Source organism: Pseudomonas pohangensis, assembly GCF_900105995.1.
Lineage (GTDB): Bacteria > Pseudomonadota > Gammaproteobacteria > Pseudomonadales > Pseudomonadaceae > Aquipseudomonas > Aquipseudomonas pohangensis.
Map to the genome: position 1 here is coordinate 3,253,241 of NZ_LT629785.1, position 14,941 is coordinate 3,268,181.

Sequence of the window (14,941 nt, forward strand, 5' to 3'; positions counted from 1 at the left end):
CCACCACCGGGACCACGAGGATTTGCCGATTTATCCGGCTATAATTCGCCCCCGCTAATTGAATGCACGGTGCCGCATGACCCAGGACCAACTCAAACAAGCCGTGGCGCAAGCCGCCATGGACCTGATCCTTCCGCAACTGGATCAGAAGAGCGTGATCGGTGTTGGCACCGGCTCCACGGCCAACTTCTTCATCGACATCCTGGCCCGGCACAAGATGGAATTCGACGGCGCCGTTGCCAGTTCGGATGCCACCGCAGCGCGACTGAAGGCCCACGGCATTCCGGTTTACGACCTCAACGCAGCCGGCGATATCGAGTTCTATGTCGATGGCGCCGATGAAAGTGACGCCCACCTGCACCTGATCAAGGGCGGCGGTGCCGCACTGACCCGCGAAAAGATCGTTGCCGCAGTGGCCACCACCTTCATCTGCATCGCCGACGAGAGCAAGCTGGTGCCGGTACTCGGCAACTTCCCGCTGCCGGTCGAAGTGATTCCCATGGCACGCAGCCACGTGGCCCGTCAGCTGGTAAAACTGGGCGGCGATCCGGTGTACCGCGAAGGCGTGCTGACCGACAACGGCAACATCATCCTCGACGTGTTCAACCTGTCGATTGTTGATCCGGTCAAGCTGGAAAGCGAGATCAACGCCATTGTCGGCGTGGTCACCAACGGCCTGTTCGCCGCGCGCCCGGCAGATGTTCTGCTGCTTGGCACCAGCGATGGGGTGCAGACGCTCAGGGCCTGAGCGGCGGCTCGGGCTTGGCAAAACGGTAAAACAGGTTCGGCTCGCTGACCAGGTAGAGCACACCCCGGTCATCCAGGGCCAGGCCCTCGGCCTGCGGCACCCGCCGCTTGAGGCCATGCAAACCGCGCCAGAGCAACAGGCTGCTGATCGGCTCACCGGCGAGATCCAGTTCGAGAATCAGGCCTGATTCATCGGAAAGGGCCAGCAAGTGGCCGGTATGCGGATCAAACTGCAGGGCCGACAGGTCGCGCACAAACAACTCGCGATCACGCTGGCGATCACTTTTCACCCGCACTTCAACCGGCGGACCATAACCGTCACGAGGAAAGCCGGCGACGCTGAAGATACGCAGCGGATTGCGTTCCTTGGCGATGAACAGGCGCTGGCCCGCCGGATCATAGGCCAGCCCTTCGAAACCATTGTTGTCATGCGGACCGTTCGGCAGTGTCAGCTGTTCACTGTCGGCAGCATCCAGCCAGCGGGTACGCTCATCTACATGCACGCGGACCAGGCGCTGGCCATGTTCATCACTGATGACATAAATGCCCCGGCTGATGTACTCCACCGCCTCGGTATCGCCGAAACCGGTCAGCGGGATGCGCCGCAGCAATTCGCCGTCCGTGGACAGCTCGATCAACTCGTTGGCCTTGTTGGTCACGCTGAGCAGGCTGCGCCGATCAGGATCGAAGGTCAGCGCAGAGACATTCTCCAGCCCGGCAATCGCTCTGGCTTCGATTTGCACCTGATAATCCGGCAGCCAGAGGGACTCCTGCCGTCATTGCCCGGCATTGCGCCACGCTTGCCACTGGAATTGCGCCAATTCGAACAGGCGCCAGTTGCTGCCGAGCATGATCGCTACAGCAGCGACCAGAAACAGCAGCAGTACGCTCAGGCGTTTCAGTGAAACCTTGGGCATCAATTACTTCCGACAGTTGGCACAACGCTCAGCGATTACTCGGCTGCCGGCTGCTTCCTGAATACATAGAACAGGTTGCGCTCGCTGACGATGTACAGATTTCCCTCAGCGTCCAGCGCCACCCCTTCGGCTTGCGGAATGAAATGTTCCAGCCCGTGCAGCCCGCGCAACAAGGCAATGAAATTGCTCGGCCGGTAGTCCTGGTTCAGCTCCACCAGCAGATGCGACTCCTGCGACAGCGCCAGTACATGGCCACTGCGCGGATCCACCGTAAGCCCCGCCAGATCGGTCATGATAGTGCCCAGATCAGCCAGCTCCTGCAGGTCGCCGGTCACCTGCCGGCCATCCGTGGGCAGACTGAACAAGGCCAGTGGGCGCTTTTCCTTGCCCAGCAGAAAACGCTGCCCGGCGCGATCCCAGGCCAGCCCCTCGAAGCCCTTGTTGGCATCGTCGGCATAGCCGAGATCGACACGTTGCAGCGCCTGATCTGTGCGCAGTTCCTTGCTGTCCGGCAGCAGCCGCAGAATGAACAGGCTGTGCTGGCGCTCGTCGGTAATCGCTATCAGGCCGTCATCCATGACCGCCACGCCTTCCATATTGGCCGCACCGATGACCGGAATGCTGCGCAACACCTCGCCCGCCAGCGACAACTCGATCAGCAGCGGAGTTTTCCCGCTGACCGTGAGCAACGTGTTGCTTGCCGGGTTATAGGCCAGGTCTGAGAATTCCTCTTTTTCGAAACCGGGAATCTCGGTCTGCAGCACCGCCGTGTAATCGGGCAGCCACAGACTGGCGGCGCGCACCTGCGGAGTCGCCCTGGCCTCGTCCAGCCACAGCAGCACCCGCGCATCCCAGCGCATCAGGTAAGCGGCCAGCGCCAGCAGCAGCAACAGAAGAAGAATGACGAATCGGCGTAGGGTCATAACAATGCTCTGGCTGGCAAAAGGCAAGGCGCCTGCGTTGTCTGAACGCAAGCACCGGATGAGCAGGCATCATACCCAGCGCGGGTGAAAAATCCGTAACTAACTGCAGGCCGCGTACGACCGGCCTACAAGTGGGCGACGCACTTGATCTCGACCTTCAGCTCCGGCAGCAGCAGGGCACTGACCTGCACCACCGTCTGGCAGACTTCCGGAGGCTTGCCATAGGCCTGCTGGCGTTTGGCATAAATTGCCTCGGCCTGGGTCAGCAGCTCCTGCATGTCGGTGATGAACAGGGTTTCATCCACCACGTTATCCAGCGTTGCGTCGAATTGCGCCAGCACGCGCTGGATATTGCTGTAGGCCAGCTCGATCTGCGCAGGCAGATCGGCAGCCGCTACACCCTTGGCATCCACGCCGACCTGCCCGGACAGGTAGAGCACATTGCCGACCCGCACGCCCTGGGCGAAAAATGCCTTGTAGGGCCCCGAACGAAAACTGCTTTTGCTGACTGACATCAAGCCTCTCCCTGCGCCTTCACGGTCGCCTGCACTACGCGGGTGGTAAACCCCGCCTGGCCGACCAGTTCCAGCTCCAGCAGGTCGCCATCGGCCAGTTTTCCGACGCCGGCCGGCGTTCCGGTCAGGACCACATCACCCGCCTGCAGGCTGAACTGCCCGCAAATGTGCTGGATCAGCGGCAGGATCGGATTGAGCATGTCGCGGCTGTTGCCATCCTGGCGTACAACACCGTTCAGGCTCAGGCGAATGCCGATATCGGTCAGGTCGGTCAGCGCATCGCCCGGCACGAAAGGTGCCAGCACGCAGGCGCCATCGAACGACTTGGCGACCTCCCACGGATAGCCTTTGGCCTTGAGCTGGTCCTGCACCTCGCGCAGGGTCAGGTCCAGCGCCGGTGCAAAGCCGGAAATGGCGTCCAGCACCTCCTCGGCATCGGGCGTTTTCGACAGCGGCTTGCCGATCAGTACGGCGATTTCCGCCTCGTAATGCACCGCGCCACGCTCAGCGGGGATGCTGAAGCTGTCGTCCAGCGGCACCACGCAACTGCCCGGCTTGATGAACAGCAAGGGCTCGCTCGGGACGGGGTTGTTCAGCTCTCTGGCATGTTCGGCATAGTTGCGTCCGACACACACCACTTTGCCCAGCGGGAAGTGGATGCGGGTGCCATCGAGGTACTGGTGCTGGTAGGTCATACAAGACTCCGGACCTGCGTAGGGTGGGTGTCAGCCCACCAGAAAGGTTACCCGTGACGCAGGCTTGACGGGCTAAGCCCGCCCGGCGAGCGCCGGACTGAATCAGAGCGGGAATATCTTGCCCGGATTCATGATGCCGTTCGGATCAAAGACGGCCTTGATCGCCTGCATGCAGGCAATCTCCTCGGCGGAACGACTGTAGCCGAGATAGTCGCGCTTGGTCATGCCCACGCCATGCTCGGCAGAAATCGAGCCGTGGTACTTCTGCACCGTCTCGAACACCCATTTGTTCACCGTCACGCACTTGGCAAAAAACTCGTCCTTGCTCAGGTTGTCCGGCTTGAGGATGTTCAGGTGCAGGTTGCCGTCGCCGATATGGCCGAACCACACCACTTCGAAGTCCGGATAGTTGGCGGCGACAATCGCATCGATGTCATGAAGAAAGGCCGGCACCTTGCTCACGGTGACCGAAATATCGTTCTTGTACGGCGTCCAGTGGGAAATGGTCTCGGAAATGTACTCGCGCAATTTCCACAGATTCTCCAGCTGCTGCTGGCTCTGGCTCATCACCCCGTCCAGCACCCAGCCTTGCTCGACGCAATATTCAAAGGTTTCCAGCGCCTGATTGGCGACTTCCTCGGTGCTGGCCTCAAACTCCAGCAGCGCATAGAACGGACATTCGGTGTCGAACGGAGCCGGCACGTCGCCACGCGCGAGGATCTTCTCCAGCGCCTTGTCCGAGAAGAACTCGAAGGCGGTCAGATCCAGCTTGCTCTGGAAGGCATGCAGCACCGGCATGATCGAATCCAGATCCGGCGCACCGAGCACCATGGCGGTGAGGTTCTTCGGCGCCCGATCCAGACGCATGGTCGCCTCGACCACGAAGCCCAGGGTGCCTTCGGCACCAATGAACAACTGGCGCAGGTCGTAGCCGGTGGCGTTCTTGATCAGGTCCCGGTTCAGCTCGAGCACTTCGCCCTTGCCGGTGACGACAGTCATGCCGGCGACCCAGTTACGCGTCATGCCGTAGCGAATTACCTTGATCCCGCCGGCATTGGTGCCGATATTGCCGCCAATCTGGCTGGAACCACTGGAAGCGAAGTCCACCGGATAATACAGGCCATGCTCTTCGGCAAATTGCTGCAGCTGCTTGGTGACTACCCCGGCCTGACAGCGGGCGGTACGGTCGAATTCGTTGAACTCGAGAATCTGGTTCATGTAGTCGAAGGCCACCACCACTTCGCCATTGGCCGCCACCGCGCCAGCCGAGAGCCCGGTACGCCCGCCCGAAGGTACCAGCGCCACCTGATGCTGGTTGGCCCAGCGCACGATCGCCTGCACCTGCTCGATGCTCTTGGGGAAAGCAATCGCCAGCGGCTTGGGCGCGAAATGCTTGGTCCAGTCCTTGCCGTAGGTATTCAGCGAGTCGCTATCGGTCAGCAGCTTGCCGGGCTCCAGCAGGGACTTCAGCGCATCAATCAGGGTGGCGGTGGTCATCGTGCAACTCTCGGATCATTCATGGTCATCCTGAGCACGCTTCATCGGCCAGGTACGGGTGTTTCAGGGGGTGCTTATGCTAGCATATGCACCCCGCGAAACGAGCCTGACGGCGCATCGCGGGACGCCGGAACTGACGCCGGCCTTCCCTTATTACTTCAAGCGGCGCAAAGGAATTCCGATGAGCAAGACCTCTCTCGACAAGAGCAAGATCAAGTTTCTTCTTCTCGAAGGCGTACACCAGAACGCCCTCGATGTTTTGCAGGCCGCCGGTTACAGCAATATCGAGTACATCAAGGGCGCACTGTCCGATGCCGACCTGAAAGAAAAAATCGCCGACGCCCACTTCATCGGCATTCGCTCGCGCACTCAGCTGACCGAAGAGGTCTTCGACTGCGCCAAGCGTCTGGTCGCCGTAGGTTGCTTCTGCATCGGCACCAACCAGGTCAACCTGAATGCCGCCCGCGAACGAGGTATCGCGGTGTTCAACGCGCCATATTCGAATACCCGCTCGGTGGCCGAACTGGTGCTGGCCCAGGCCATCCTGCTGCTGCGCGGCATTCCCGAGAAGAATGCCTCCTGCCACCGTGGTGGCTGGATCAAGAGCGCCGCCAACTCCTACGAAATCCGCGGCAAGAAACTCGGCATCGTCGGTTACGGCTCGATCGGTACGCAGCTTTCGGTACTCGCCGAAGCCCTCGGCATGCAGGTGTTCTTCTACGACCCGGCGACCAAGCTGCCGCTGGGCAATGCCACGCAGGTCGGCAAATTGCATGACTTGCTCGGCATGGTCGACATCGTCTCGCTGCACGTTCCGGAACTGGACAGCACCAAGTGGATGATCGGCGAAAAGGAAATCCGCGCCATGAAGCCCGGCGGCATCCTGATCAACGCCGCTCGCGGCAGCGTGGTGGTACTCGAAGCACTGGCCGAGGCGATCAAGGACGAGCACCTGATCGGCGCCGCCATTGACGTGTTCCCGGTCGAGCCCAAGTCCAATGACGAAGAGTTCGAAAGCCCGCTGCGCGGCCTGGACCGGGTAATCCTGACCCCGCACATCGGTGGCTCCACCGCCGAGGCACAGGCCAACATCGGCCTGGAAGTGGCGGAGAAGCTGGTCAAGTACAGCGACAACGGCACCTCGGTGTCCTCGGTCAACTTTCCGGAAGTGGCCTTGCCTGCCCATGCCGGCAAACACCGCCTGCTGCACATCCACCAGAACATTCCGGGTGTGATGAGCGAGATCAACAAGGTGTTCGCCGACAACGGCATCAACATCGCCGCCCAGTACCTGCAAACCAACGACAAGGTGGGTTACGTGGTGATCGACGTGGATCGCGACTACTCCGATCTGGCGCTGGAAAAACTGCAGCACGTCAGCGGCACCATCCGTAGTCGCGTGTTGTTCTAAGCGCTGGTGATGTTATCCAAGGGAGGCTGCGGCCTCCCTTTTTGTTGCAGATTCGCCACTGAATTCACGCGAGGGACCGGGTTATGCCGGATTGGAAATCCGGCTACTTTCCTGGGCTTTTGGTATAAGCATTTATCCTAGGCTCAGCACTTTCCTCGGCATTGATCTACCGGTTGCGCCTTGCACGGCGCCTTACTTTCTCTTTGCGCGCGCAAAGAGAAAGTAAGCAAAGAGAAAGCGCGCCCGGCATACGGCCCGGTTCTTCGCTGCGCTGCGCACCGGTTTCGTTCGCTGCATCGGTGCTCCAGGGGCCCGCTGTGAAGGGCCATCCGTGGCCCATCACAGCTTTCGCGGCATCCATGCCGCTCAACCCCTTGCACACCGATGCCGCTCACCCTGCTGACGGGGTAGTTGGTCCGTGCTTGTCAGTCACTGTTTCGTTGGAAATACAAAGTTTCGGTAGTCGGACCGTCCCCGTCAGGAGGCTGAGCGCAGGTGCTGCGCAGGGGGGCATTTGGCATGGATGCCAAATGAGGCGCGCTGGGCCATGGATGGCCCTTCGCGCCGACCCTCGGAGCAGTGCCGGAGCGAGGGAAGTCGCGCACAGCGCGACCCGTATGTCGGGGGGTGTTTCTTTGCCTAGCTTTCTTTGCACAAGCAAAGAAAGTAGGTCGCCCGGGAGGGCGAAACCAAAGCTACCAATCACACTCGCCAATCAGGCTGAAATCCAAAACAACAACTGCTATGGATTTCCAATCCATTAAAAATCTCATACCGTCCCACCCTCTCGTGGCGAGCATTTCTCAGGCCATCGATCAGGCTAATTGATATGCTTGGAAGCACTGCACTACACCCTACGACCTTTCTCGAGACTTGCCTCATGACCCGACTTGCACCGCAATTACTTCGTCCGGCCATCCTTGGCCTGCTGACCAGCCTGGCACTACCGGTCTGTGCACAAACCACCGAGCCCGCCAAACATACTCTGGTGCAACAGGGCGAATACCTCGCGCGCGCCGGTGATTGCACCTCTTGCCATACCGCCCAGCAGGGCCAGCCGTTCGCTGGTGGTTTCCGTCTGGACACACCGTTCGGCTATCTGCTCAGTCCGAATATCACCCCTGACCAGCAGACCGGCATCGGCAGCTGGAGCGCCGACGACCTCTATCGCACCCTGCATGACGGCGTGAACAAGCACGGCCAGTACCTGTTCCCGGCCATGCCCTACACCTCTTACACCAAGGTCACGCGCGCCGACAGCGATGCCATCTATGCCTACCTGATGAGTCTGCCGGCGGTGACTAACGCGGTGGAAGTCAACCACTTGAGCTTTCCCTTCAATGTGCGCCTGAGCATGCTCGGCTGGAACGAACTGTACTTCGACAAAGGCACCTATCAGGCCGATCCCAAGCAGAGCGACTCCTGGAACCGTGGCGCCTATCTGGTCGAAGGCCTCGGGCACTGCAGCGAGTGCCACTCACCGCGCAACCTGCTCGGCGGCATCGAGCAGAGCAAAGCCTTCAGCGGCGCCGAAATCGATGGCTGGTTTGCCCTCAACCTGACCGATGGCCTGAAGACCGGTCTCGGCAAGTGGAGTGTGGCGGAGATTGCCACCTACCTGAAAACCGGTGCCGACAAAGGCAAATCCACCAGTCTCGGGCCGATGGCCGAAGTGGTGCACAACAGTCTGAGCTTCATGACCGACAGCGACTTGCAGGCCATGGCTGAATACCTCAAGGCACTGCCGGCCAGCTCGCGAATGAGCCAGGACTACAAACCCGACACCAGCCTGAAAACCGGCGCCACACTGTATGTGGACAATTGCAGCGGCTGCCATCAGGCCCAGGGCAACGGCATGCCCGGCGTATTTCCGCCACTGGCCGGTAACGGCGTAGTGCTGGCCGAGGACCCGAACGACATCCTCAAGGTGGTGCTGTTCGGCGTACCGGTACAGGACGGCTACATCGCCATGCCGTCCTTTGGCCACCTCAGTGACCAGCAGATTGCCGATCTGGCCAATTATGTGCGCAACAGCTGGGGCAACCAGGCTTCCGCCAATGCCACCGCCAGCCAGGTGGCAAACCTGCGCAAGATGCCCGTCGAGTAATCAGCCTCGCTCCGAGCCTTCCAGCTGCTGCAGGCAGCGTTGCGCCTGCGCCAGCTGTTCCTCGTTGAACAACTGCACGCCGAGCCGCTGCAAGGCGGCTGCGGTGACGCCCATACCCGCGACCTTGCGGCCGCTGAAACTGCCATCGTAATTGTGCAGATTGCCGCAGGATGGGCTGCGCGCCTTGAGCACGGCAATGCGGATGTCATGTAGCTGCACCAGCCGCTGCGCTTCTGCCGCACCGGCGAGAAACGCCGCAGTGACGTCCTCGCCGCTGTCGGTCACTACCGGCACCTGGCCGTCGAGTACCCGCTCCCCCTGCCCGCCCGGAATTTCTGCCGGTGCCCGCGGTACCGGCAAGCCCCCGGCCACTTCCGGGCACAAGGCCACGATGCGCCCTTCTGCCTGCCACTGCTGCAACAATGCAAACGGCCCGTGACTACCGGCATCGTAACGCACGGCCTGGCCCAGCAGGCAGCGACTGACCAGAATCTTCTGCATGATCAGAGCACACCACTGCCACGCCGGCGAAACCAGCCGGTCAGCGACAGTCGCTCGCACTGCGCCGGCAGCACCTCGTGAAACAGTTGCGCCGAACGGAACAACACCAATCGCCCGGCCAGCGGCTGCACATCCAGACTGCGCGGCTGATCCGGATTTTCATCGAGAAACAGACGCAACTCGCCGCCAGCGTCATCGCTCCAGTTTTCGTTCAGATAGAACACGGCGGATAAATCCCGCCGGTCATCATCGCGAAAACGATCCAGATGGCGCATATAGAAAGCGCCCGGCGGATACAGGGCAAAATGACTTTCGTAATCCTCCAGCCCCAGATACAGACTGGCGTTCAGCCCCCGGCGCAAGGCATCCATGGCCAGTAGATAGTCATCGGTCACTGGCGACTGTCCGGGCTCCAGCCACTGGATCGAGTCGCCACGTACCGTCGGGCGTATGCGCAAGGCGTTGCCGCGACCGGTCGCCGCCTCGGTCAACAGGCCTTGCGCATCGCGTTGCCGGCATTCGCTGGCCAGCTGGCGAGTCTGTGCCGGCAGCAGAAAGTCGTCGGCAATCGCCCAGCCCTGGCTGACCAGGTCATCGGCAAGTCTTTCCAGCAAGGCATCGGAAATAAAGGTTTTCATCGACAGATTCTATCAGCGCCTCGACAACCCGGCGCTATGCAGACGAAAATGGCGCTTTTCCCGCGACAAGCGAAACCCGCCCCGCTTGCCGCTGCCTGCCAAGGAGCTTCCATGCGCGTTTTGCTTGCCGCTTTGTTCATGTTGTTCAGCCTGTCGGTACAGGCCGATGATTACCTCAAGCTCTATCAGGTTACCGGCTGGCCGCAGCAGCGCGCCAATTTCAGCCAGGCGCTGGCCGCCGCGCAGTTACGTTATCGCGACACCCTGCCGGCAGCCATGTATCAGGCGCTGCTGGAAAGCAGCAATCGCCGCTTCGCCGCCCAGGCCATGGATCAGCGTGCCTTGCAGGCCCTGCGCGAGTCACTGGCCGACCCGCAGCCGGCGCTGCAATTCTTTCAGGGTGAAGTCGGCAGCAAAGTGATTACCGACGAGATCCGCGCCAGTCGTGGCGACCAGCTGGCCCTCTACGGCAAGGGCCTGCCGCGCTCGGATGCCGGGGCGGTGCGTCGCCAGCTGATCAGCCAGCTGGCCAAGGCCCTGCCTGCCAGCGAAGCCGGTGCCGAAGTCAGCCTGGCCCTGGCCGGTGTGGCTGCCGACAGCCTCAGCGACATGCTCCCCGGTGTGCTCGGCAACAGTGAAGAGCTGCTCAACACCCAGCGCGAGCGGCTGCAGCAGCAGATCAACAGCGATCTGGACAACACCCTGCTGTATGTCTATCGCGATCTCAGTGATGCCGAACTGCAGCAGTTCGTCGATTTCGCCCAGTCGCCGGCAGGCCAGAATTACTACAAGGCGGCCCTCACCGCGCTGCATGCCGCCATGCATCCGCCAGCGGCACCCCAGCCCGCCAACTGATCATCAGGACAGGTACTGCGCCAGAAAGTCCAGATAGCGGCTGCGCAGTGCCTGTGTTTCGTTGGCCAGGTGATGCCGGCCGCCCTCAAGCAGACACAGCCTCGGCTGGCTGAACTTGTCATCCAGCACGGCAAGGTTGTGCCGCCAGTCAACGGTCAGATCCGCATCGCCCTGCACGATCAGCGGACTCCTGTCGCAGCGGGCGGCAGACTCGATACGCGGTATCCAGCGCGCCAGCGCGCCCACCCAGGCCACGGGCAGAACCCGGGCCTGAAGCGGGTCGTGAAACTGCACAAATTCAATGAACTCGGCATCACTGGAGTTGGCATAAAAGTGCCGGGGAATACTTTTTACAAAGGGTTTGACCAGCTGGTAACTGAGCCTGGAACGCCACCAGGCGCGCGGCCTGACCAGCGGCGCCAGCAAAATAGTCTCGCCAAGCTGCGCCGCGGGCTCACCGGTAAGCAGGTAATCAATCAGAATCGCACCGCCGGTGCTCTGCCCGCAGAGATGCCAGGGTTCTGGCAATTGCAGCTGCGCGGCCATATCCAGCAAACCGGCGAGCACCGCTTGGTATTCGGCAAAATCATCGATGCTCGCCACGCTGCCCGTGGACAGGCCGTGGCCGGGCAAATCCGCCGTGAGTACCACGAAACCCATCTGCAACGCCCACTCGATCAGGTGCCGGTACAGGCCGACATGGTCGTAATAGCCATGCAGCAGCACCAGCGTCGCCCGCGGCTGCGCCGGCCACCAGGCCTGCAGCACCAGTTCGTAGCCCGCTACCTGCAGCGTACCGATGCGGGTCTGCTGCGCCAGGGCGAATTGCAACCGGTAAAAACGCCGATAGGCCTGCACCTGCGCAGATTCGGCGCCTGTCTGGTTGAAGGGCAACAGTTCGGCACGCAGGCTGTCGGGTTGAAAATCTGCAGGCATGGGCATATCCATCAAGGGCTTAAGCGTCAATATCCGGACTCACGGGCGGCATTGCATGGCTGGATGTTCGGCGCTGGGCCAGTCCGTGGCAAGCTTGCCGAGGATAATTTCTTTCAGGAAAGCAACGCATGTCTGTGCCGCGCAAGAATCTGCTGATCACCGCATTCGCCCTGTGCTGGCTGAGCGCATTGCTCGCGGCACTCTGGTGGTACCAGAACCGCTACATACGGCCCTTCGAGTTGCGCAGTGAATTGTTCAGCGCCGCGGAACTGGCGTTGCCCGCCGAGCTCGCTGGTCCGGGGCCGATCCGCCTGGTGCATTTCTGGGATCCGGCCTGCCCGTGCAATGTCGGCAATCAGCAGCATCTGGCCGAACTGGTGGCGCACTACGCTGCGCTGGGAGTCAGTTTCCATGCCGTGCAGAAGCCCGGGACAAAGGGCCAGCTACCCGAGTTGTTGAGCAATATCCCCGTGCTCGCCTTGCCACCGGGTGCCGGGCAGATACCCGCCAGTCCGGCGGTTGCCATCTGGGACCAGCAGGGCCGGCTGGCGTATTTCGGCCCCTACAGCGAAGGTGCCACCTGCAACGCCAGCAACAGTTTCATCGAGCCGGTGTTGCAAGCGCTGCTTGATGGCCGCCCGGTGAACGCCACCCAGACGCTGGCCTCGGGCTGTTTCTGTGACTGGCGTCCAGCAAACTAGTGCGCCAAACTGGCGCGCGCCTGACGATCGCCCCATGGCCATCGACTGCATAAAAACAAGAACCACCAGAGGTAAACCATGCAACGCAAAACCCTGATAATTGCCCCATTGGCCGTGCTGCTTGCCGCCGCCATCGGTGGTGCTTTTTACCTGCTGGGCAAACAGCCGGTGCGTGACGGCAAACTGGCACTGGAACATCTCGGCGCCCCGGTGACGGTCAATTACGACGAGCGTGGCGTACCTCACCTGTATGCGCAGAACCAGCTCGACCTGTACCGCGCCCTCGGCTATGTACACGCCCAGGACCGCCTGTTCCAGATGGAGATGCTGCGTCGTCTGGCGCGCGGCGAACTGGCTGAAGTGTTCGGCGAAAAGCTGGTCGACACCGACCGCCTGTTCCGCACCCTGCGCATTCGCGACCGCGCCACCAGCTACATTGCCGAACAGGATAAGACTTCGCCGGCATGGCTGGCCCTGCAGGCCTACCTGGATGGCGTCAACCAGTATCAGGACACGCGTCCGGCACCCATCGAGTTCGATATTCTTGGCATTCCCAAGCGCCCCTTCACTGCCGAAGACACGGCCAGCATTGCCGGCTATCTGGCCTACAGCTTCGCCGCGGCTTTCCGCACCGAACCGATCCTGACCTATGTGCGTGACCAGCTCGGCGCCGATTATCTGCAAATCTTCGATATCGACTGGCACCCGGAGGGCGTAACCCGCTCAGCGGCACTGGCCGCCAATGACTGGCGCGCACTGAACCAGCTGGCGAGCATCAGCCACCAGGCGCTGCAGGCCGCCGGTCTGCCGCAATACGAAGGCAGCAACGCCTGGGTGATTGCCGGTAGCCGCACACAGAGCGGCAAACCGCTGCTGGCTGGCGACCCGCATATCAGTTTTGCCGTGCCCTCGGTGTGGTACGAAGCCCAGCTGAGCACGCCGGACTTCCAGCTGTATGGGCACCATCAGGCGCTCAACCCGTTTGCCATGCTCGGGCATAACCAGCAGATGGGCTGGAGTCTGACCATGTTCCAGAATGACGATCTCGATCTGATCGCCGAAAAGGTCAACCCGGACAACCCGCAACAGGTCTGGTATCAGGGCGGCTGGGTGGATCTGCAAAGCAGCCAGTCGGAGATTCAGGTCAAGGGCGCCGAGCCGGTCAAACTGACCCTGCGCAGCTCGCCCCACGGCCCGATCATCAATGACGCGCTGGGCGAGGGCATCGCGAACAGCCAGACGCCGATTGCCATGTGGTGGGCCTTTCTGGAAACGCCCAATCCGATCCTCAACGGCTTTTATGAACTCAACCACGCTACCGACGTGAAAAGTGCCGCCAGGGCAGTCGAGCAGATCCAGTCGCCCGGGCTCAATATAGTCTGGGCCTCGGCTGCCGGCGATATCGCCTGGTGGGCAGCGGCGCGCCTGCCGATCCGCCCGGCCGGCGTCAACCCGGCGTTCATTCTCAACGGCAGTACCAACCAGGCCGACAAGCTGGGCTTTTACCCCTTCCGCGACAATCCGCAGGAACTCAACCCGCGGCGCGGCTACATCATGTCGGCCAACCACCAGCCGCTGCCGGCCAGCGGCATCCAGATTCCGGGTTACTACAACCTGCCTGATCGGGCCCAGCGTCTGACCGACCTGCTCGAGGATCCTGCTATCAAGTGGGACCTGCAAAACAGCCAGGCCGTGCAGCTGGATACCGCCAGCGGCTATGCCCGGCGCATCCTGCAACCGTTGCAGGACGATCTGCTGGCCGCCGCTGCGGATGATCAGCAACGTGCGCTGGTCGAGCAGCTGCTTGAATGGGATGGCAATCACACGCTGGATTCGGTGCCGGCCACGCTGTTCAACCAGCTGGTCTATGAACTGGCCCTGAATGCCATGCAGGACGAACTGGGCGAAGCCTTTTTCAACAACCTGCTGGCCACGCGCATCCTCGATCTGGCCCTGCCACGGCTGGCTGCCGATGCCGGTTCGCCCTGGTGGGATCAGGTTGCCACGCCCGAACCGGAATCACGCGCCGACACGGTAAAACGTGCCTGGCAACAAGGGCTGCAGCATCTGCACAAAACCCTTGGCGACGACAGCAGCAATTGGCAATGGGGCAAGGCGCATACCCTTACCCACAACCATCCGCTGTCCAAGCAGCCACCGCTGGACCTGCTGTTCAATGTCGGGCCCTTTGCTGTACCCGGCGGTCACGAGACGCCCAACAACCTCTCTTCGCGCGTGGGCAGCGGGCCGTGGCAAGTGCTGTACGGCCCGTCGACCCGCCGCCTGGTGGATTTTGCCGACCCCGAGCATGCCCTGGGCATCAACCCGGTGGGCCAGAGTGGCGTACTGTTTGACCAGCATTACCGGGATCAGGCCGAGCCCTATGCCCTCGGCGACTATGTCCCCGAGCACTTCAGTCGGGATGATGTGAAAGCCAACACCCGCTCCACCCTGACGTTCACCACCCAGCCATGAGCACACGCGGACCCGGGCCCGGC

General features: G+C 61.6%; 13 protein-coding genes and 1 pseudogene. 6 read left to right on the top strand and 8 right to left on the bottom strand.

All coding sequences use genetic code 11. From position 1 onward, the window contains the following. Window positions 1–76 precede the first annotated feature (76 nt). Window positions 77–748, top strand: a complete 672-nt coding sequence (gene rpiA / locus BLT89_RS15135; protein WP_090197219.1) for a ribose-5-phosphate isomerase RpiA — start codon at window positions 77–79, stop codon at window positions 746–748. On the opposite strand, the pseudogene BLT89_RS15140 reads toward rpiA, so the two are convergent. From BLT89_RS15140 to BLT89_RS15160, 5 genes and pseudogenes are all read right to left on the bottom strand, one after another. Next, window positions 738–1,664, bottom strand: a pseudogene (locus BLT89_RS15140) (SdiA-regulated domain-containing protein). The gene rpiA and the pseudogene BLT89_RS15140 sit on opposite strands and share 11 nt — an antisense overlap. Window positions 1,665–1,699: 35 nt before the next feature. After that, a complete protein-coding gene (locus BLT89_RS15145; RefSeq protein WP_090197222.1) occupies window positions 1,700–2,587 on the bottom strand; it encodes an SdiA-regulated domain-containing protein in 888 nt (295 codons plus the stop codon). 125 nt (window positions 2,588–2,712) lie between these two features. Continuing rightward, complete coding sequence (locus BLT89_RS15150) at window positions 2,713–3,102, bottom strand: Rid family hydrolase (protein ID WP_090197224.1); 390 nt, start codon at window positions 3,100–3,102, stop codon at window positions 2,713–2,715. Further along, complete coding sequence (locus BLT89_RS15155) at window positions 3,102–3,797, bottom strand: fumarylacetoacetate hydrolase family protein (protein WP_090197227.1); 696 nt, start codon at window positions 3,795–3,797, stop codon at window positions 3,102–3,104. The genes BLT89_RS15150 and BLT89_RS15155 overlap by 1 nt, the downstream gene beginning before the upstream one ends. A 102-nt stretch (window positions 3,798–3,899) precedes the next feature. Then, window positions 3,900–5,294, bottom strand: coding sequence for an FAD-binding oxidoreductase (locus BLT89_RS15160; RefSeq protein ID WP_090197231.1), 1,395 nt, complete (start codon window positions 5,292–5,294; stop codon window positions 3,900–3,902). Window positions 5,295–5,475: 181 nt separating this feature from the next. Here BLT89_RS15160 and serA point away from each other — a divergent pair, with 181 nt between their 5' ends. Next, window positions 5,476–6,705: a phosphoglycerate dehydrogenase gene (gene serA, locus BLT89_RS15165; RefSeq protein WP_090197234.1), complete on the top strand. Its 1,230-nt coding sequence runs from the start codon at window positions 5,476–5,478 to the stop codon at window positions 6,703–6,705. An 880-nt stretch (window positions 6,706–7,585) separates the two neighbouring features. Next, window positions 7,586–8,812, top strand: a complete 1,227-nt coding sequence (locus BLT89_RS15170; protein WP_172829142.1) for a c-type cytochrome — start codon at window positions 7,586–7,588, stop codon at window positions 8,810–8,812. Here the strand turns inward: BLT89_RS15170 and BLT89_RS15175 are convergent, their stop codons facing one another. Continuing rightward, on the bottom strand, window positions 8,813–9,313 hold the full coding sequence (locus BLT89_RS15175; RefSeq protein WP_090197240.1) for a DUF523 domain-containing protein: 501 nt from the start codon (window positions 9,311–9,313) through the stop codon (window positions 8,813–8,815). It lies immediately after the preceding gene. Window positions 9,314–9,315: 2 nt separating this feature from the next. Then, window positions 9,316–9,951 (bottom strand): 2OG-Fe(II) oxygenase, encoded by a 636-nt coding sequence (locus BLT89_RS15180; RefSeq protein WP_090197244.1) that lies wholly within the window; start codon window positions 9,949–9,951, stop codon window positions 9,316–9,318. Between the two features lie 111 nt (window positions 9,952–10,062). Here BLT89_RS15180 and BLT89_RS15185 point away from each other — a divergent pair, with 111 nt between their 5' ends. Next, window positions 10,063–10,806, top strand: coding sequence for a hypothetical protein (locus BLT89_RS15185; protein WP_090197247.1), 744 nt, complete (start codon window positions 10,063–10,065; stop codon window positions 10,804–10,806). Between the two features lie 3 nt (window positions 10,807–10,809). Here BLT89_RS15185 and BLT89_RS15190 read toward each other — a convergent pair whose 3' ends face one another. After that, window positions 10,810–11,742 carry a phospholipase BipL gene (locus BLT89_RS15190; protein ID WP_090197250.1) on the bottom strand — a complete coding sequence of 311 codons (933 nt, stop codon included), beginning with the start codon at window positions 11,740–11,742 and terminating at the stop codon, window positions 10,810–10,812. 128 nt (window positions 11,743–11,870) lie between these two features. On the opposite strand from BLT89_RS15190, the gene BLT89_RS15195 reads away from it, so the two are divergent. Continuing rightward, window positions 11,871–12,443: a DUF6436 domain-containing protein gene (locus tag BLT89_RS15195; protein ID WP_090197253.1), complete on the top strand. Its 573-nt coding sequence runs from the start codon at window positions 11,871–11,873 to the stop codon at window positions 12,441–12,443. A gap of 78 nt (window positions 12,444–12,521) precedes the next feature. Beyond that, window positions 12,522–14,918 carry a penicillin acylase family protein gene (locus BLT89_RS15200; protein ID WP_090197256.1) on the top strand — a complete coding sequence of 799 codons (2,397 nt, stop codon included), beginning with the start codon at window positions 12,522–12,524 and terminating at the stop codon, window positions 14,916–14,918. Window positions 14,919–14,941 lie beyond the last annotated feature (23 nt).